General features: G+C 57.9%; 18 protein-coding genes. 6 read left to right on the forward strand and 12 right to left on the reverse strand.

What is annotated here, in order from left to right; translation table 11 throughout:
- Positions 1-14 precede the first annotated feature (14 nt).
- Both ACSFE6_RS04965 and ACSFE6_RS04970 read left to right on the forward strand, forming a co-directional pair.
- Positions 15-596 (forward strand): DinB family protein, encoded by a 582-nt coding sequence (locus ACSFE6_RS04965; protein WP_435426545.1) that lies wholly within the window; start codon positions 15-17, stop codon positions 594-596.
- 101 nt (positions 597-697) lie between these two features.
- The gene (locus ACSFE6_RS04970; RefSeq protein ID WP_435426546.1) at positions 698-1189 is read left to right on the forward strand and encodes a GNAT family N-acetyltransferase; all 492 of its coding nucleotides are present in this window, start codon (positions 698-700) and stop codon (positions 1187-1189) included.
- Between the two features lie 79 nt (positions 1190-1268).
- On the opposite strand, the gene ACSFE6_RS04975 is transcribed toward ACSFE6_RS04970, so the two are convergent.
- The 3 genes from ACSFE6_RS04975 to ACSFE6_RS04985 form a co-directional block, all read right to left on the reverse strand.
- Entirely contained in the window at positions 1269-1484 is a 216-nt protein-coding gene (locus ACSFE6_RS04975) for a hypothetical protein (RefSeq protein ID WP_435426547.1), read from the reverse strand.
- A gap of 246 nt (positions 1485-1730) precedes the next feature.
- Positions 1731-3476, reverse strand: coding sequence for a phosphoethanolamine transferase CptA (locus ACSFE6_RS04980; protein WP_435426548.1), 1746 nt, complete (start codon positions 3474-3476; stop codon positions 1731-1733).
- A gap of 199 nt (positions 3477-3675) precedes the next feature.
- A complete protein-coding gene (locus ACSFE6_RS04985) occupies positions 3676-3852 on the reverse strand; it encodes a DUF6026 family protein (protein ID WP_435426549.1) in 177 nt (58 codons plus the stop codon).
- Positions 3853-4099: 247 nt separating this feature from the next.
- Here ACSFE6_RS04985 and gnd point away from each other — a divergent pair, with 247 nt between their 5' ends.
- From gnd to ACSFE6_RS05000, 3 genes are read left to right on the forward strand one after another with little or no spacing between them, the layout of a single operon-like run.
- Positions 4100-5104 carry a phosphogluconate dehydrogenase (NAD(+)-dependent, decarboxylating) gene (gene gnd / locus ACSFE6_RS04990; RefSeq protein WP_435426580.1) on the forward strand — a complete coding sequence of 335 codons (1005 nt, stop codon included), beginning with the start codon at positions 4100-4102 and terminating at the stop codon, positions 5102-5104.
- Entirely contained in the window at positions 5101-6624 is a 1524-nt protein-coding gene (zwf, locus tag ACSFE6_RS04995) for a glucose-6-phosphate dehydrogenase (protein WP_435426550.1), read from the forward strand. Before gnd ends, zwf begins: the two co-directional genes overlap by 4 nt.
- Positions 6621-7490 carry an HAD family hydrolase gene (locus tag ACSFE6_RS05000; RefSeq protein ID WP_435426551.1) on the forward strand — a complete coding sequence of 290 codons (870 nt, stop codon included), beginning with the start codon at positions 6621-6623 and terminating at the stop codon, positions 7488-7490. The genes zwf and ACSFE6_RS05000 overlap by 4 nt, the downstream gene beginning before the upstream one ends.
- Before the next feature lie 45 nt (positions 7491-7535).
- Here the strand turns inward: ACSFE6_RS05000 and nhaB are convergent, their stop codons facing one another.
- From nhaB to ACSFE6_RS05015, 3 genes are all read right to left on the reverse strand, one after another.
- On the reverse strand, positions 7536-9038 hold the full coding sequence (nhaB, locus tag ACSFE6_RS05005) for a sodium/proton antiporter NhaB (protein ID WP_435426552.1): 1503 nt from the start codon (positions 9036-9038) through the stop codon (positions 7536-7538).
- A gap of 78 nt (positions 9039-9116) precedes the next feature.
- Complete coding sequence (locus ACSFE6_RS05010) at positions 9117-10406, reverse strand: hypothetical protein (protein WP_435426553.1); 1290 nt, start codon at positions 10404-10406, stop codon at positions 9117-9119.
- A 287-nt stretch (positions 10407-10693) separates the two neighbouring features.
- On the reverse strand, positions 10694-10960 hold the full coding sequence (locus tag ACSFE6_RS05015; protein WP_435426554.1) for a hypothetical protein: 267 nt from the start codon (positions 10958-10960) through the stop codon (positions 10694-10696).
- Positions 10961-11303: 343 nt separating this feature from the next.
- On the opposite strand from ACSFE6_RS05015, the gene ACSFE6_RS05020 reads away from it, so the two are divergent.
- A complete protein-coding gene (locus tag ACSFE6_RS05020) occupies positions 11304-12629 on the forward strand; it encodes a sigma 54-interacting transcriptional regulator (protein ID WP_435426555.1) in 1326 nt (441 codons plus the stop codon).
- Between the two features lie 164 nt (positions 12630-12793).
- On the opposite strand, the gene ACSFE6_RS05025 is transcribed toward ACSFE6_RS05020, so the two are convergent.
- The 6 genes from ACSFE6_RS05025 to ACSFE6_RS05050 form a co-directional block, all read right to left on the reverse strand.
- The gene (locus ACSFE6_RS05025) at positions 12794-14074 is read right to left on the reverse strand and encodes a hypothetical protein (RefSeq protein ID WP_435426556.1); all 1281 of its coding nucleotides are present in this window, start codon (positions 14072-14074) and stop codon (positions 12794-12796) included.
- Between the two features lie 46 nt (positions 14075-14120).
- A complete protein-coding gene (locus ACSFE6_RS05030; protein ID WP_435426557.1) occupies positions 14121-14873 on the reverse strand; it encodes a hypothetical protein in 753 nt (250 codons plus the stop codon).
- A 50-nt stretch (positions 14874-14923) separates the two neighbouring features.
- A complete protein-coding gene (locus ACSFE6_RS05035) occupies positions 14924-15604 on the reverse strand; it encodes a C39 family peptidase (RefSeq protein WP_435426558.1) in 681 nt (226 codons plus the stop codon).
- Positions 15605-15665: 61 nt separating this feature from the next.
- Positions 15666-17117: a heme utilization protein gene (locus tag ACSFE6_RS05040; protein WP_435426559.1), complete on the reverse strand. Its 1452-nt coding sequence runs from the start codon at positions 17115-17117 to the stop codon at positions 15666-15668.
- A gap of 51 nt (positions 17118-17168) precedes the next feature.
- A complete protein-coding gene (locus ACSFE6_RS05045; RefSeq protein ID WP_435426560.1) occupies positions 17169-17741 on the reverse strand; it encodes an adhesin in 573 nt (190 codons plus the stop codon).
- A 1-nt stretch (position 17742) separates the two neighbouring features.
- The gene (locus ACSFE6_RS05050; protein ID WP_435426561.1) at positions 17743-18183 is read right to left on the reverse strand and encodes a hypothetical protein; all 441 of its coding nucleotides are present in this window, start codon (positions 18181-18183) and stop codon (positions 17743-17745) included.
- Positions 18184-18348 lie beyond the last annotated feature (165 nt).

The following is an 18348-nucleotide window of genomic DNA, read 5'->3' on the forward strand; positions in this document are numbered from 1 at the left end:
CAGGAGGTATCAGCATGAATCAACCTCTATCCCATCATTTGTTGACCATGGCTTACCAGAACGCTTGGGCCAATCACCGCCTGGCCAAGGCCTGGTGTCAGTTGAATCCGCAGGAATTGGCGGCCCCTCGAGTCAGTTTCTTCCCAAGCCTGCGTGCGACGCTCAACCACATCCTGACCTGCGACTGGTTTTACGTGGATGCCCTTGAGCGCGAGTTGCGCGGCGATGATCCGCATCCCGATTGTTATGTGTTCTTCAAGGACGACGAGCCGTTCCGCCTGGCTCAGGACTTGCGGCGCGAGCAGTCACAGGTCGACCGACGACTGATTGCCTACTGCGAGCAAATGCGCGATGGCGATCTGGGCAAGGTCGTCACCATCGCCCGGGACAAGCCGCAACACGAAAGTCGTTTGCGCATGCTCTCGCACTTGTTCGAACACCAGATCCATCACCGGGGGCAGGTACACGCGATGCTCAGCGGGACGTCGGTGAAACCACCGCAACTGGATGAGTTTTTCTGTGTCGGTGAGTCGCACTTGCGGGCGGAGGACTTTGCTGAGCTGGGATGGACCGAAGCGTTGATCTGGGGACATTAAAGTCTGCGATCTTTTGATTTTCCTCCCGCACTCGCGATATCGTCGCCGGGCCTTGCGGAGCGAACGACGCACCGGGGCAACCAACGTGATCGAGGATGGAAATGGATTTCGCTGAAATACTTGTGTTGCAAGCCAGTTACACCAATCCGGTGCATGCCGAGGCGATCGGCCTGGTGCTGAACAGTTACGCCCAGGATCCTATGGGCGGCGGTCACGCCTTGCCCGCCGATGTACTGGAGCAGCTGCCAGGCGAGCTGGCCAAGCGCCCCCATGCATTCAGCGTGCTGGCGTTTGTCGGTGGTGAGCCCGCCGGGCTGGTCAATTGCTTTGAAGGCTTTTCCACCTTCGCCTGCCGCCCCTTGGTCAACGTGCACGATGTAGCAGTGGTGCCAAAGTTTCGCGGCCTGGGCTTAAGCCAGCGGATGCTGCAAAAGGTCGAGGACATCGCCCGTCAGCGCGGTTGCTGCAAAATCACTCTGGAAGTATTGGAAGGCAATGCGGTGGCGCAGGCGTCCTATGGCAAGTTCGGTTTTGCTCCGGGTGAGTTCGACCCGGCGCATGGACGCATGATGTTCTGGATCAAACCGCTTTGATCGGGACAAAAAAAGGGCGTCCAACTGGACGCCCAACGGTCTTCTCTGACTGAAGAGCAAACAGTCAGAGGTGTAACGATCATTTCGGCCGATAAGACTCGGTCACTTGTGCGGTCTGATCGTCCGGAACCCGCAGTTCCTGAGCCTGGCTTGGCTTGATGTTGCCCAACGCCACTTGCTGGTTGTAGTGCAGGGTTTCGTAGTAGTACCTCATGCGTTCAGCCCCTCCCTCGGCAAAGGCGCTGGCGGAGCCCAGCGTCATGAGGACGGCGAGGATCAGCGTAGTACTTTTCATGGTGTGCCTCCCACTTACAGATGTCGGATGCCTTTCGTCCATGAGCCAATAGATCTAAGTCGAAGGCTCATTATCCGCCGATTCCGTTAAATGGGAATTAATAGTGCCTGGAGTCTCCAGTCCCTGAAAAACACTGTGGGAGCGAGCCTGCTCGCGAAGGCGATGCAACAGTCAACATTGATGCTGACTGAAACAAAGCTTTCGCGAGCAGGCTCGCTCCCACAGGTTTTGATGGTGTTGTAACCGTTACTGCTGGACGACTTCCGCCACGTCTGGCTTCGCTTTGGGCTTGATCAAACTGAAGTCGATCAACGGCCGCTGCTGACGTTCGTACGGGTTGCCGATCATCAAGGGTCGTGGCTTGAAACTGTCGCTGACCAGGCTCTTGCTGCGATCGAGCTCATCGAAACTCAGGCCGGCCAGATCCGCCCAGGTATGGATCAGGTGCGAACTGCTGTACGGCCGGCTCAGGTCGCCGGCAAAGCTCCAGTCGTGGGTTTCGCGCCATTTCGGCGAGGCCCAGGCCATGAACGGAATGGTGTACATCGGTGCCGTCGGCTTGCTCTCGTTGCGGCCAAGGGTGCCGTGGCCCGGGGAGTCGAACACGTCTTCACCGTGGTCGGAGAGGTACAGCAGGAAGCCGTTCGGATCCGACTTGGCGTAGTCCTTGATCAGGCTCGACACCACGAAGTCGTTGTACAGCACGGCGTTGTCGTAGCTGTTGTACGTCGGCAACTGATCGTCGCGCAAACCGGCCGGGGCGCCATTGCGGTCCTTGAACTTGTCGAAAGTCGAAGGGTAACGGTACTGGTAGCTCATGTGCGTGCCGAGCAGATGCACCACGATCAACTTGCGGGGCGCCGCATCGGCCAGGGCCTTGTTGAACGGTTCGATCACGTCACCGTCGTATTGGGCGGCGTTCTGGTTGCGGTTGTTGTTCAGGTACACCTGTTCGTCGGCCTGCTGGGAAAAGGTCGTGAGCATGGTGTTGCGCTTGGTCATGGTCTGCTGGTTGGTGATCCAGAAGGTCTTGTAGCCTGCCTGTTTCATCATGCTGACCAGCGAAGGCGTCGACAGATACAGATCCGGGTTGTCCTCATCGGCGAAGGTCAGCACCTGCTGCAACGCTTCGATGGTGTAGGGGCGCGGGGTGATGACGTTGTCGAAGACCGCCAGTTGATCCTTGAGCTTGTCCAGTTCCGGCGTGGTTTCCCGTCCATAGCCGTACAAACTCATGCGTTGGCGGTTGGTCGACTCACCGATCACCAGCACCAGGGTCGCCGGCTGGTTGGCCATCGAGTCCTTGAGGTTATGCAGCGGTGGAATCCGGCTGGCACTGGTCAGCATCTGCTGCATGCCCGCCAGGGTGTCCAGGTAGCGGTGATAAGCGACGGCCATCTGCCACGGCACTGCCGGTTCGATGCGGGTTTCGAACTTTTCGAAACCACTGGCGAAACTGCCGGTGCGCGCCGTTTGCTTGATCAACGGATAACCGATCACGGCCACCAGAATGGCGGTTGCAGCGACCAGGGCCCGACCGCGTGGCATGTACACCGGACGCAAGCGTGTCCAGAGAAACCAGGCAAAAGCGCTGTGGGCGAGGAAGGCGACCACCATCCACCAGGCAAAGTACTGCGTCATGTACTCGCCGGCTTCGGCGACGTTCGACTCGAACATGATGAAGATGACGCTTTGGGAAAACTCCTGCTGATAGATAAAGAAGTAACCCAGGCTGGCCATGGAGCACGCCCAGAGCACCACGCCGATCAGCGCAGCCATTAGACGTGTCTGTTTGGGGAACAGCAGCATCGGCGCCAGCCAGATGGCGCTCATCACGAACGCCTGGCGGAAACCGGAAAATCCGGAGGTGCCCGTCAGTTGGATCAGCAGTTGGGTGATGCCGGAGAAATACCAGAAAAACAGGAATAGCCAGAGCAACCCTGCCCAATCAAAACCTTTCGCAGACGTCTCGCTGCGTTTAAACAAAGCCATTCAACACTCCAGCCAATGTTCACTTCCACTGTCACACCACCAACGGCGTCGACGGACGGGGTGCGCGCATGAAACATGCGGCAACAAGGGGCCGGAGTATCAACAAGCGAATGTGAAAAGTTCGTGAGTTGCCAGAATGGGCGAAGGATTACGGCGTATCGGAAGCAGGGCGGTGCTGCTTCCGATTCAAGCGGGGGGATCAGGCGTTGGTGATGCGTTGGGTCTCAGCCAAGGGTTGCTGACCCTGAATCAGCATGCGCAGTTGCGCCAGCTCCTGTTTCAACTGGTCGCGCTCGTCTTTCAACTGACGCAATTCGTCGCGACGGATCGTGACATAAAGGGTTTGTGCTGGCAGTGCGGTGTGTACTGTGCCCATTGCTCACCTCGCAAATGGCGTGTCTCAACTGTAGAACCGCCCCGAATCAGCGGCTGATCTACTATCGGCGCCAATTTTGATTTCTTTTGCCCCTGAAGGGAACTTTTTTATTTTTAAATGTCGTTGTGTCTTCGGCACGATTCCCGACGTTATCTGTCTGGATCGGGCACAATGCCCGGAAACTTCAAGCCAGCGCTCTGGACTAACCTCAATAGTCGCGTTGGGCTATAACCTTTGACACACATTTATTTGTAGTAGGGAGCATCAGCACATGCAACTCGGGATTATTGGACTGGGCCGCATGGGCGGCAATATTGCGCGGCGCCTGATGCTCAACGGCCATTCCACCGTTGTGTACGACCGCAATACCGCCTTCGTCGAGACATTGACCGAAGAGGGCGCGACAGGCGTTGCCGATTTGCCAGCCCTGGTCGCTGGCCTGGCCAAACCACGAGCGGTGTGGGTCATGCTGCCGGCAGGCGCACCGACCGAAGACACCATCGACACCCTGAGCACCTTGCTCGAAGCCGGCGATACCATCATCGACGGCGGCAACACCCACTATAAGGATGACATCCGCCGGGCCAAGACCCTCTCGGAAAAAGGCCTGCACTACATCGACGTCGGCACTTCCGGCGGCGTCTGGGGCCTGGAGCGCGGTTACTGCATGATGATCGGCGGTGATGCCGAGACCGTGACCCGTCTTGATCCGCTGTTCGCCAGCCTGGCCCCGGGCATGGGTGACATCCCGCGGACCAAGGATCGCAAATCCGATGACGACCGTGCCGAGCGCGGTTACATCCACGCCGGTCCCGCCGGTGCCGGGCACTTCGTCAAGATGATCCACAACGGTATCGAGTACGGCATGATGCAGGCCTTCGCCGAAGGCTTCGACATCCTCAAGACCAAGTCCAGCACCCGCCTGCCCGAGGACCAGCGCTTCGATCTGAACGTTGCCGACATCGCTGAAGTCTGGCGTCGTGGCAGCGTGGTCTCGTCCTGGTTGCTCGACCTGACCGCCGATGCGCTGGCCAGTGATTCGAATCTCGACGGTTTTTCCGGTTCCGTAGCGGACAGCGGTGAAGGTCAATGGACCGTCGAAGCCGCCATGGAGCAAGCGGTACCGGCAACCGTGCTGACGACCGCGTTGTTCTCCCGATACCGTTCCCGCGGCCAAGGCACCTTTGGCGACAAGATTCTTTCGGCCCAGCGCTTCGGCTTCGGCGGCCATGTGGAGACGCCTAAAAAATGACCCATGCGATCCGCAGGAAATCCAAGGCTGAACCCGCGCCACCTACCACGCTGTTTCTGTTCGGCGCCCATGGTGATCTGGTCAAGCGTCTGCTGATGCCGGCGCTGTATAACCTCAAGCGTGACGGTTTGCTCGGCGATGGACTGCGGATCGTCGGCGTTGACCACAACGCCATCAGCGATGAAGGCTTCGCAAAAAAACTCGAAGACTTCATCCGCAGCGAAGTGGCCAGCAAGGTCGGCAAGGGTGATCAGTCCCTGGATCCCGGCCTGTGGGCCCAGCTCGCCAACAACATCAGCTACGTCCAGGGCGATTTCCTGGACGACAGCACTTATCAAGCGCTGGCGGCAAAGATTGCCGACAGCGGCACTGGCAACGCGGTGTTCTACCTGGCCACCGCACCACGGTTTTTCAGTGAAGTGGTGCGCCGCCTCGGTGCAGGCGGTTTGCTCGAAGAAACCCCCGAAGCGTTCAGAAGGGTGGTGATCGAAAAACCCTTCGGTTCCGATCTGCAAACCGCCGAAGCCTTGAATGCCTGTTTGCTCAAGGTCATGTCGGAAAGGCAGATCTACCGCATCGACCACTACCTGGGTAAGGAGACGGTGCAGAACATTCTGATCAGCCGCTTTTCCAACAGCCTGTTCGAAGCGTTCTGGAACAATCATTACATCGACCACGTGCAGATCACTGCGGCCGAAACCGTCGGCGTGGAAACCCGTGGCAGTTTTTACGAGAACACCGGCGCCCTGCGGGACATGGTGCCCAATCACCTGTTCCAGTTATTGGCGATGGTGGCCATGGAGCCGCCAGCCGCCTTTGGTGCCGACGCGGTCCGTGGCGAGAAGGCCAAGGTGGTCGGTGCGATCCGCCCCTGGTCGGTGGAAGAGGCCCGGGCCAACTCGGTGCGCGGTCAATACACCGCCGGTGAGGTCGATGGCAAACCCCTGCCGGGGTATCGCCAGGAAGACAGGGTCGCGCCAGACAGCAACACCGAAACCTATGTGGCCCTCAAGGTGATGATCGACAATTGGCGCTGGGTCGGCGTGCCGTTCTACCTGCGCACCGGCAAGCGCATGAGCGTGCGCGACACCGAGATTGTCATCTGCTTCAAACCGGCGCCGTATGCGCAGTTCCGCGATACCGAGGTCGATGAGCTGCAGCCGACCTACCTGCGTATCCAGATCCAACCCAACGAAGGCATGTGGTTCGACCTGCTGGCCAAGCGACCCGGCCAGGCCCTGAAGATGGACAACATCGAACTGGGCTTTGCCTACAAGGATTTCTTTGAAATGCAGCCGTCCACCGGCTACGAAACCCTGATCTACGATTGCCTGACCGGCGATCAGACCCTGTTCCAGCGTGCCGACAACATCGAGAACGGCTGGCGCGCGGTTCAGCCGTTCCTCGATGCCTGGCAGCAGGATGCGTCGGTGCAGGGCTATGCTGCAGGCGAAAACGGCCCGCAGGCCGCCGATGAGTTGCTGACTCGCGACGGCCGCGTCTGGCACGGTCTCGGATGAGTGACGCCACGCCACATCCCATCCGCTTTTTGCTCAGTGATATGGACGGCACCTTGCTGCTGCCCGATCACAGTCTCAGCCAGTGCACCATCGAAGCGGTACATTCGTTGCGCGAGGCGGGCGTATTGTTCAGCCTGGCCACGGGGCGTCCACCCCGGGCGATGTTGCAAACCATCGAAGCGTTGGGCGTCGACCTGCCAACCGCCGCGTTCAACGGCGGCACGATTATTCATCCCGATGGCAGTTTGCTGGTCGCCCACTACTTGCCAACCACGGCAGCGCTGACCTCGCTGGCGTTGTTCACCGATCAACCGGGCGTTGAGGTCTGGGTGTTCAGTGGAGGCGAATGGCTGGTGAAAGACCCGAATGGCCCCATGGTGCCCCGCGAGCAGCACGGGTTGGGGTATCCACCGGTGGTGGTCGAAAGCTTCGAGCCGTTTCTTGCCTGCATCGACAAGATCGTCGCCACTAGCAATAACACCGCACTGTTGGTTGAGCTGGAAGCGAAGTTACTGCCGAAGGTCGAAGGCCAGGCTCAGGTCTCGCGCTCGCAGCCGGTGTATCTGGACGTGACTGCAATGCAAGCCAACAAGGGCGATGCGTTGGCGACGATTGCCGGGTTTCTGGGGATACCGCTGGAGCAAACGGCTGCAATGGGCGATGGCGGTAACGACCCGGCGATGTTTCAACGTGCCGGGCTGTCGATTGCCATGGGGCAGGCGGAAGAAGCGGTGAAGCGGCTGGCGGATGTGGTGACGGCCGGTAACACCGAAGAGGGAGCGGCGCGGGCCATCGAACGATACATCCTCCGTGGGAGCGAGCCTGCTCGCGAAGGGGCCATGTCAGGCAACATCAATGTTGAATGACACACCGCCTACGCGAGCAGGCTCGCTCCTACAGGAGGATTGGGTTTACAGCCAGTAACTCACGGCGTACCAGCCAAGAATCCCCATCACCACCGTATACGGCAGCGCCATCCACACCATCCGTCCATAGGACAACCGAACCAGCGGTGCGATCGCCGAGGTCAGCAGGAACAGGAATGCCGCCTGGCCATTGGGCGTGGCCACGCTAGGCAGATTGGTACCGGTGTTGATCGCGATGGCCAGCGCCTCGAAATGTTCAGGGCTCATGTGCCCGGCAATGAATGCCCGTTTCACTTCAGTGATATAGATGGTCGCCACGAATACGTTATCGCTGATGGCCGAGAGCAAGCCGTTGGCAATGAACAACATGCCAGGTTGTTGATCGGTCGGCAGCGCCAGTACCCACTGGATCAATGGCGTGAACAATTGCTGGTCATGAATCACCGCCACCACGGCGAAAAACACCACCAGCAGTGCCGTAAACGGCATCGCGTCCTTGAACGCCGTGCCCAGGCGGTGCTCGTCGGTGATGCCGGTGAACGCGGTGATCAGCACAATCACCATCAAGCCGATCAGGCCAACTTCAGCGACATGAAACGCCAACCCGACAATCAGGATCAAGGCCGCCAGCCCTTGCACGATGAGTGCCGCACGCTGACGCGGGGTCCTTTCGGTATTGTCCTGGGCGGCGAAATCGGCCAAAACGATCCGAACGTTGTCCGGCAGCAAGGTGCCATAGCCGAACCAGCGCAGCTTTTCCAGCAGGACACACGTCACCAGGCCTGCCACCAGCACCGGCAGTGAAACCGGTGCGATCTTCAGAAAGAACTCCGAGAAATGCCAACCCATTTCATGGCCGATCAACAGGTTCTGCGGCTCACCCACCAGCGTACAGACGCCGCCCAGCGCCGTCCCCACGGCACCGTGCATCAGCAGGCTGCGAAGAAAGGCGCGAAACTGATCGAGATCGTCATGATGAAGCGTCGGCAGGTGCTGGTCATCGCTGAACTCGCTGTCTTGACGCGGATCGGTGCCCGAGGCCACGCGGTGATACACCGAGTAAAAACCGACGGCCGCGCTGATGATCACGGCGGTCACAGTCAAGGCATCGAGAAACGCCGATAGAAACGCCGACAAAAAACAGAACATCAAAGACAGCAATGCCTTGGAGCGCACCCCAAGCAGTAATCGCGAGAATAGAAACAACAGCAGGTCTTTCATGAAGTAGATGCCTGCCACCATAAACATCAGCAACAGGATCACCGGAAAGTTGTGCAGCAATTCATCATAAAGGGCTTGAGGCGTGGTCATCTTCAGCAATAACGCTTCGACCAGCAACAAACCCCCAGGCATCAACGGATAGCATTTGAGTGCCATGGCCAGGGTAAAGATGAACTCCAATACCAGCAGCCAACCCGCTGCCACCGGACCTGAGGTCCACAGCACCAGCGCATTGAGAATGAGAAAGCCGACGATACAGAGTTTGTACCAGCGGGGTGAGTTACCGAGAAAGTTATGCGCGAACGCCTGGGCCATCGAGCCGGACATCGGCCACTCCTTTTAATAAGAAGCGCGCAAGTTGCCGTAAGCGATACAGAAGATCAAGTACAAGAAAAACAACTTGGATCAGCTCAAGTAACGGGCCACAACTGCACGATAGTTACCGTCCAGTGAATAGCCACCGACAACGATGTTTCCATCGGCTTGAACCGCCAGTGAAGTGGCTGTGTCGAGACTGCGGCCAAGTCGGGTACGGACCCATCCCGCGCCGTCGCCAAAATTGGGATCGAGTTGTCCGTCCGCCAGGTAACGCCCCACAAGATAATCGGCATCGACACCACCAATGGTTGCACCGACGGCGACCACGCAGCCATCCGCTTGCACTTGAGCGGCAGTCCACTGGCAACCACTGCGGCCGATGTCCAGCAATTGCGCCTGGCCATCGTTGCAATGCCTGTCCGGGCGGCCATTGATGTGTAGTTTCAGGGCGAGGCAGCGCATGGGATCACGGCTGCTGCCAAAACACTGTACGTCGCCATTGTCTTGCTGGACTATCTGGCTGACTTGGGCGCTTTGTCCCTGGGCCTTGAAGCTCATGAAGCCGTCCACGGCAAAACGATCGTCAAGGCTGCCATCGGTGTGATAGCGGGCCAGCAACCCTTCCTCGGGGAAGTTGATCGAACCGCCCACCAGGATTCGGCCGTCGCGTTGCACGCTGACGCTGTTGAGCCAGGTGTTCATCAACAAATGTCGGACGATCACGAATCCGCGGCCATTGAAGCTGTGGTCGAGCTTGCCATCGGCGTCAAGCCGGATGAGCAGACCAGCGTGGTCGGCCAGTTCAAAGTGATGGTTGGCCACCAGCACGATCCGGCCATCCGCCTGGACGTCGGCATCACAGGCTTCGGCTCCCGGCACGCCGGGTGGCAGCCAGGCGTCGCGAATCCCGTGGGCCAGGTTGCCCGGCAGACGCACGACACAGCATCCGTTGTCGCCAAACCGCTGGACGAGACGACCTTGCGAGTCGAACAACGCCAAAGCGGGGAGGGTACGGTGGGCGTTTTCGTAGTGCAGGCCGGTTAGCAGAATGTTTCCGTCGGGCAATGCGTGAACCTTGCCGGCCATGGCTTCGAAGCCCGGTGTGTATTGCCCGATCACACTGCCTTGGTTGCCGAATGTGAGATCCGCCGAACCGTCTTCCAGCAAACGGGCCAGCCCAAAGCGGCTGCCAGCCGGGGTGCCGACCTTTGCCGCCACCAGCAAGCGACCCTGGCCATCTATTGCGACGCCGTTGGCCATGCTTGAAACGCTACCGGCGAAGTACACCTGGGTCTTGCCGTGGCTGGCGAAAGCAGGATCAAGGCGCCCGGCGCGATCGAATGCAGTGGGGAAGGCTAAAACGGACTGGGTTGACATTCACGCATCTCCTTGCGAGTCGTCATGGTCCGAAAGTTGGAAGTGGCGACTTGATAAGAAGAATATTCAATCCCTGAATGCTCTGGTGCACAACTGGCAGAGTTCACAGGCGGAGAGTCGCTGTGTGCCACAACAGTGTCTTTTCGAACCAATGCCAAGCCAGCAAAGGATTAAACGTGCGCTAGTTCAAATAACGAGGTGTCGCAAGTTAAGTTATTCCTGTTAACAGGCAACTAACGACAAGGGGGGGAGGGTGCGGATTACTCCGGGAGTAATCCGCATAACGCTTAGTGAGGCATCGACCACGATTGCAATGTATAGCCTTCCTGACTCAACTCATCACGAGCCTGTTTCAGAAGGCGTTCAAGTTGCTCCGGGTCGGTGTAGGCACTGCTCGGGATCTGCTTGCGGCCTATACTGTTGTTGGTACGGTCGATGACGGTCAGGCTGAGTTCGCCGTTGCCGTCCTGTGGCGCCCAGGCCACGCATTGGAAAGGTTTAAATGCGCGGTCGGCAATCAAAAGAGCTTCGTTGATACGGAGCGGGGCGTTCATGGGGTCTTCTCTCTGTATGCCCAATCAAGTGATGTGCCGACGGTTGGGCTTACCGTTCGGCAGGTTACTTGTACTGATGCCCGCTACCGGGGTTCGGGTCACACACAATGAAAAGAAATTTCAACTTTCTTTCAGATGCCCATCGCAAACACTTGTTTTGAAAGCTGAATGAAAGGTAATACTCGTTAGGTAACTAACGATGCAGTTTCTTATAACTCTTTACGCAACAGCCCTATAGTCAAACGGTACAAGGCCACGTCAAATTCTTGCTAACGTTACAGCCAGGTCCGCCAAATGACTGTTTTTAATAAAATTTCCCCGGATTTGGCGCCAAGGAACCGTCATGAGCGAAGCGCCAGCTTTACGACGTCTATTAGTGGTTGATCCCGACGACGACTGCCATCGTGTATTGCCGGGATTACGTTCCGTGGGTTGGGATGTTGACAGCTGTTCGCTGGAAAACGCCTCCGACCGTACCTGTGATGTGGGCTTGTTACGCCTGCAGCCTTTTCACCTCGAACATACCGACGCCGTCAAGGATCTGATCAGTCGCAGTGGGACCGAATGGATTGCGGTCCTCAATCAGGAAGTCCTGCGCCTGCAAAATGTCGGGGACTTTGTCTGTGAATGGTTTTTTGACTTCCATACCTTGCCGTTCGACGTATCCCGGGTGCAAGTCACACTGGGACGGGCCTTCGGTATGGCTCGCCTGCGCGGGCAGGGCACGGTACACGTCGATCAGCCCGAGCACGAGCTGCTGGGCGACAGCAAACCCATACGTGAGTTGCGTAAGCTGTTGAGCAAATTGGCGCCCGCCGAATCGCCCGTGTTGATTCGCGGCGAAAGCGGGACAGGCAAAGAACTGGTCGCTCGTACATTGCATCGGCAATCGCTGCGCCACAGTAAACCTTTTGTCGCGATCAATTGTGGTGCGATTCCCGAGCACTTGATCCAGTCCGAACTGTTCGGTCACGAGAAAGGGGCCTTTACGGGGGCCCATCAGCGCAAGATTGGACGGCTGGAGGCGGCTAACGGCGGCACACTGTTTCTCGACGAGATCGGTGACCTGCCCCTGGAGCTGCAAGCGAACCTGTTGCGTTTCCTTCAGGAAAAACACATTGAACGAGTAGGCGGCAGTCAGCCCATTCCGGTGGATGTAAGGGTGTTGGCCGCGACCCATGTCGATCTCGAGGCCGCGATCGAAAAGAAACGTTTTCGCGAAGATTTGTATTACCGCCTGAACGTGTTGCAGGTCGTGACTGCGCCCCTGCGTGAGCGCAATGGCGATCTATCGATGCTGGCCAACCACTTTTCCCATTTTTACAGCCATGAAACCGGCCGCCGTCCGCGCAGTTTCAGCGATGACGCTTTGATTGCCATGGGCAAGCATGACTGGCCGGGCAATGTGCGAGAACTGGCCAACCGCGTGCGTCGCGGACTGGTACTGGCCGAAGGCAGGCAGATCGAAGCGCGCGACCTGGGATTGATCAGTCATCAAGGTATCGCCCCGCCAATGGGCACGCTGGAAGATTACAAGCACCGGGCAGAGCGCCAGGCCTTGTGCGATGTGCTCAATCGTCACAGTGATAATTTGAGCATTGCCGCCAAGGTGCTGGGGATCTCCAGGCCCACCTTCTACCGTTTGTTGCACAAGCATCAGATCCGTTGAACACACCCTTGTGGGAGCGAGCCTGCTCGCGAAGATCGTTAACGATTACGCGGCAAGCCTGACACCCCGTGGCGCCCTCAAGTCCATCGCGAGCGAGCTCGCTCCTACAGTCGTCAAAACCCGCTGCGATGTGAGTCGCAGCGGTTTTTTTTGTGAGTGATGGATCAGAAGTAATACGGGAATTTCAGGCTGAAGGAAAAGTCCGGCGAGTCCTCGGTCAGGCCGATGGCCAGGTTGGGAACGATTGTCAGGTTGTCGGTGGCGGCCAGGGTCATGCCGATGTTGAAGTTGGCCGAGTTGTAGTCGCTGTTGGTGATCGATTGCCAATCGCCACCGTCCGGCTTGATCTTGCTCTTGCGGGCGAACTGATCGGTAACCGAGAACGACATACTCATCTTCTCGTTCAAGGCGAAGGCGATACCGCCGCCGATCTGCCAGGAATCACCCAGCTTCACGTCGCCTTTCACTTTGGCGCCGACCTGAGGGCTGATATCGCTGAAAGAGTCTTCAATGTTGTAGGTGTAGGACAGGCTGCCGAACAGCACGGCCGGGTCGAACGTCTTGACCAGCGAGATCCCCGGGGTGATCGCCCAGACACCGTTGCCACTCGGCAAGTCCTCAGGTACCGCGAGGTTATCGTTGCCGGGGTCCTCAACCAGTTTGATGCCGTAAGGGTCCTTGCCGGTTGGGGCTTTGATGCGCAAGGTGGCGACCGCGTCGGGCAGGCTTTCCGACTCATCCAGGAACTTGTAGGCAACGCCGACGTTCACGTCGCCGATGATCGGATCGCGGGTGACGCTGGCGTCCGACGTCACCGGTCCTGCGCCACCGGCGCCTCCGGAGGAATACGTCGATTCGCGATAAATCACGGGGACGTTGATGTCAAATTGCCAACGCTGCGCCACGTTGTAGCGCGCGGTCAGGTCCAGTGTCCAGTTATCGGCCTTAATACGGTCGAGGTTGATATTGCCGAGAAAAATCGAGTCCAGTGCCAGGAAGCCGTTAAGCGTCAATGCACGGGTATCGTAGTGGGTATAGGTCAGGCCGGTTTCGACGCTGAACTTGCCGCCGCCGAAGAACCCGCTGGCTTCGTCGTACAGGTTGGAAACGCTTTGTGCCGGCTCTGAATCATCCTTGAGCGACTGCCCATAGGAACTGCCTGTGGTTCCGGGCGCACCGGTGGCCACCGTCTGGCCGCTCCTGGTCGTTTCGGCAGGGGATTTGGTCAGGCGTTTGGGAGGCGGTGCCACGGGTGCTTCTTCGACCTGGCGAACGCGCTGTTCAAGTACCATCAGCGCGTTCTGTTGTGCTTCGTAACGCTGTTTTAACTCCATGAGTTCTTGTTTTAGTGCTTCGACCTGGGGATCCGGTGCCGCCTGTAGCAATGCTCCCGGAGCCAGGCTACTCAAACAAACGATAGCTCTGAACGTAAACGATCGGTGCATGGGTTAGCCGTCCCTTCTGAATGCATCTGATGAGACTGAGCGTAGATCAGAATCCGGAAGTGCGAAGACCTCTGAGCTGGTCAAGATTGCCGTTGTACGACCCGGCCGTCTGCGTGCTGTCGCGCAGTACGACATTGAAGGACGTGAGGTTGCGGACCTGATTGGTGCTGCCGAGCAAGGTCGTGTTTTGCATCAGTCCACCCTGGCCAAGGCGTTGCATGGCACTGCCCTGGTTGTTGTTGGCCACGATGTTGAGTTGCACGCCGGTGCCGGTCGAAGAAATGCTCAGCGAGCCCGCGTCATTGGAACCGGTCAACGTTCCGCCCGTCGCCAGTGCCTGGCCCTGTTGTTGCACTGCCTGGGCCTGGCTGGCCTTGCTGACGTTGATATCAACATTGTTGTAAGCCGTGTTGTTGTCGCCGGCAGCGCGCACCACTTGAGTCACGCCTTCGGTGCTATTGAGGCCGTTGCCGCCGGTCACGGTACCGGTGCCGGGGTTGTTGTCTTGCGCACGCGTTGTACCGGTGCCTTTTTCGTCGATCATCGACACATAGAACTGTGGCTTGATGGTCGACTGCTGAATCTGCATCGAGGACCTGGCCCCGATGACTTCGCCCTTGGCATTTTCCCAGGTGCTGGTCATGACCACGCCGAAACTGACGATCCTTCCCGGCATGACAAAGCGGCCCCGCAGGTTCGCCAATTCCTGATCCTTCAATTCGATGGGTTTGAATATTTCTGCCTGGATCGGCAGGCTGGCGGTCAGGCATGCCATGGCCAACCAGATTGGAGTCTTCATTGGATACTCCCGGAGCTTCGTGCTCCCTTGTTATTAGTAAAAAGTGCTAGTTAGAAGAAGTCACTTTGGATGAATCCGAAATCCATCAACTCTGCGTCCTGCACCGGGTTGAAGGCGTTGATGCGGTTCTTGGCTGTCAGGGGCAGGGGCGGGTCGAGCAACGCGTTGGCTTTGTCGTAGCCCTGGCCGATCACGGCGAAGATGATGCCGTTCCAGCCTTTGACGAAGTCTTCGACTTTGTAGCGTTTATGACCGAGTACCGGGTCTCCGATGTACACCCAGCCTTTATGCACCCTTTGCATGACTACAAAATGCTTGTAGCCGCGGACATCCATGAGCACGACCACCGGAATCTTGATGTCGTTCAATGTTTCCGTTGCCACCCGATAGCCACGCGCGCGCATGCCGATGCTTTCCACGTAGCGCTTCATGTCGAGCATGGAGAAGCCCTGGACACGGACCAGATCCTGGTCGGCGTGCGCCAGCATGCCCTCGATGATTTGTTCTTCGCTCACGTCCAGCCAATAGGCCTGACGCAAGATGGTTGCCAGCGCGGCTGCGCCACAACTGAAATCGGTTTTCTGTTGCACCAGGTCGGCGAATTTACGCTCGCGGATGCTCTGGATCGGCTTGTACACCACCGCGCCACCCGGAAGGATGGAAAGCGGCATCTGTGCCGCCTCGATCACACTGGCCACGCAAAGCAAAAACGCCAAGGCGATAATGCGCATGATGGGATGCCCCCTGGTTGTGTTGAAAAGGCCCCCGTGAGGGGGCCTCCAGAGACAGCACTTAGAAGGAAGTGTTGGAGATTGCCAGCGAGTTGCTTTGTTGGTTGCCCACACCAGCAGCTACGTTGACACCCAGGTTGCCACTGCCGCCATTGACCGAACCACTCAGGGTTGCGGTGTTGGTCACAGGGTTAGCCCAGCCGGTTGGGGTCAGCTTTTGGAAGGAAACAGTGTTGCTCAGCTCAAACGAGCTGCTTTCACTGAAGCTCTTCGCTTTGTTGTACTCCGATTCGGACGACTTGCTGCCCGATTTTTCGAACGAAGACGCGTTCGCTTTCTCGAACGATGCATCGAACGATTTTTCGAACGAGGATTCGCGCGATTTGTCGTACGAGGAGCTGTTCGATCTGTCGTACGAAGAGTCGCGCGAACGGTCGAACGAGGATTCGTGCGATTTGTCGAACGATTTGTCGATCGATGCGTCAACCGATGCGTTGAGCGATACGTTAAGCGACTTGTCGGAGCTGTTGGTGCGGGTGTGATGGCCGTAAGTCACTGAGTTGGAAGCCTGCGCAGAAGCGTCCAACGTCGCATCCAACGAAGCGTTCAGAGAAGCACTGGAAGAGCCGCTTGCACTGCTGCTGTTGGAGCCGCTTGCAGAACTGCTGTTCGAACCGCTCGCGGCGCTGTTGTTGGAACCACTCGCAGCGCTGCTCTTCGAACCGCTTACATCAATGCTAAGCGATCCGCTGGACTCGGAGCTCTTCGATCCGGCTGCGGCCCAACTCGAAGAGTTGCTTTGACTGCCGCTCGCTTCGAAAGACTTATCGAAAGAAGAACTACCACTTACGGTCTTGGTCAGCGTAATCGTATCGAGGCGATAGGTCCGATCTGCGCCATTGTTCACAACCAGGCCAGGCCCGTTTTGATTGGCGGACGCGGTAGCGGTTGCGTTGCCCAACGGTGCATTGGAGTTGGCAATTGCCATGGTGTTTTTCTGCTGGTTCAGGTCGCCGGCGGCAATGTTGATCCCCATATTGCCGCTGCCGTTATTACCCGAAGCGCTCATCGTGGCGGTGTTGGTGGTCGAGTAGTTGTCTACCCGGTTGTTGTTGCTGTATTGCCGGACGTCAGCGGTGGCGGACGCACTGCCGAACACGAAGCTGTTATCCAGGCTGGAGTCGGCGCCAGCGTTGGCAATCGCGGCTGCGTTGTCTTGCTGGTTGCCGTTGCCGCCTGCCACGTTGACGCCGACGTTGCCGCTGGTGCCGGTGGCCGAGCTGCTCATTTCAGCCGAGTTTTGGGTCCCTTCGTTGTAGATGCGATTGTTGGTGTTGCTTTGCCTATCGTAAGCATTGGCAGTCGCATACACAGGGATCTTGGTTGGAGGAGGAGTGTGGTTGTGGCCATTGTTATGATGGCCATGGTGACGATCGTTTCCAGCTTGTACAGCAACAGCCATGACCGCAGCAATTGCGAAAACCAGAGGCTTTAATGCCATCGAAGGTTTCATGGTGATTCTCCGTACTTATTTTAGGTTAAGTGTTGTTATTACCTGTATGGGTCAATCCACGACCCGTACGCTCAGGGTGTTGGCCATTCGGTTTCCCACCCCGGCGCTCTGATTCAACTGAATGACCCCGCGGCTACCAGTGAAAGCCTGGTCGCTGGTAGTGACCTGGCGATAGCCGGGTGACGAGTCAGTTGGATCGGAGTTGTTGAGCAGCGCCACGTTCTGTTGCATGAGAACGCTGTCATCGAGACTTTGCGGCTGGGCACTGATGCTGATACTCAGTGCATTGGCCTGTTGGTTGCTGGCGCCCGCGCTCTGGTTGACACCCAGCGCGCCGCTGCCATGGCTGAAGGAGTTGCCTTGAATGCTGGACCTGGCTTCCATGTTGGGGTCGACTATCGTACGCAGCCGTTGGCGAATCTGCGTGGAGGCACTGGCATTGGCGCCAGTGGCGAGAGCCCGGGCATTGGCCTGTTGTTGCAGGTCGCCCGCTGCCTGGTTGACGGTCAGGTTACCGTTGTACTGCATGCCGGAATTGTCGATTTCGGCGTTATTGATGACGGGGGACTGGGCGAAGGTCGATGCACTGCAAAACATGGCGATCATCAGCAGCGTACGATTCATCTCAACGGTCTCCGGTCATGATATTCAGAGCACCCAGGCCGCGCTGGACGCTTGAATTGACCATGTTGGCGATGCCGCTGCCCCCATTTCCCGAACGTCCACCGGGGAGGTTGGTCAGCTGGGTCTGGCTGGTGATGTTGCCGGCCAGGTTGCCGGTACCGCCTTGACTGACCAGACCGGAGATGCCCGTGCCACTGGTGACGCCGGCAAAGTCGCCGTCACTCAACTCGTTCGTTTGCCGCAGGATCTGTTGGGATGGATTGGCATTGACGGTGGTGGGGTTGGGATCAGGGATCACCGGGGGGCGGGTTGCCATTCGCGGCTGGACATCGCGAGTGATAATAATGATGCCGTTGTCGGCCTGTACAGGCAGGCTGATGCCTGAGCCCAATGCGCATCCGATCAGCAGGAGACTGTAAATGCTCTTATCGAATTTCCCCACGGCGGCAATTCCTTCTGTTAGACGTACGCTGGCCCTTATCAGCGCTACGAGGGACAGAGCAGAAGGTGTGCCGCTTTTGGTTTTCCTATTGAAAACAGTGGGTTGGTTTTAATTGTCGAGGTAGTCAATAATTTTTGTAACGCCGCTGAGACAGAGCAGCCCCAA

The organism is Pseudomonas baetica, assembly GCF_051216495.1.
GTDB classification, from domain to species: domain Bacteria; phylum Pseudomonadota; class Gammaproteobacteria; order Pseudomonadales; family Pseudomonadaceae; genus Aquipseudomonas; species Aquipseudomonas baetica_B.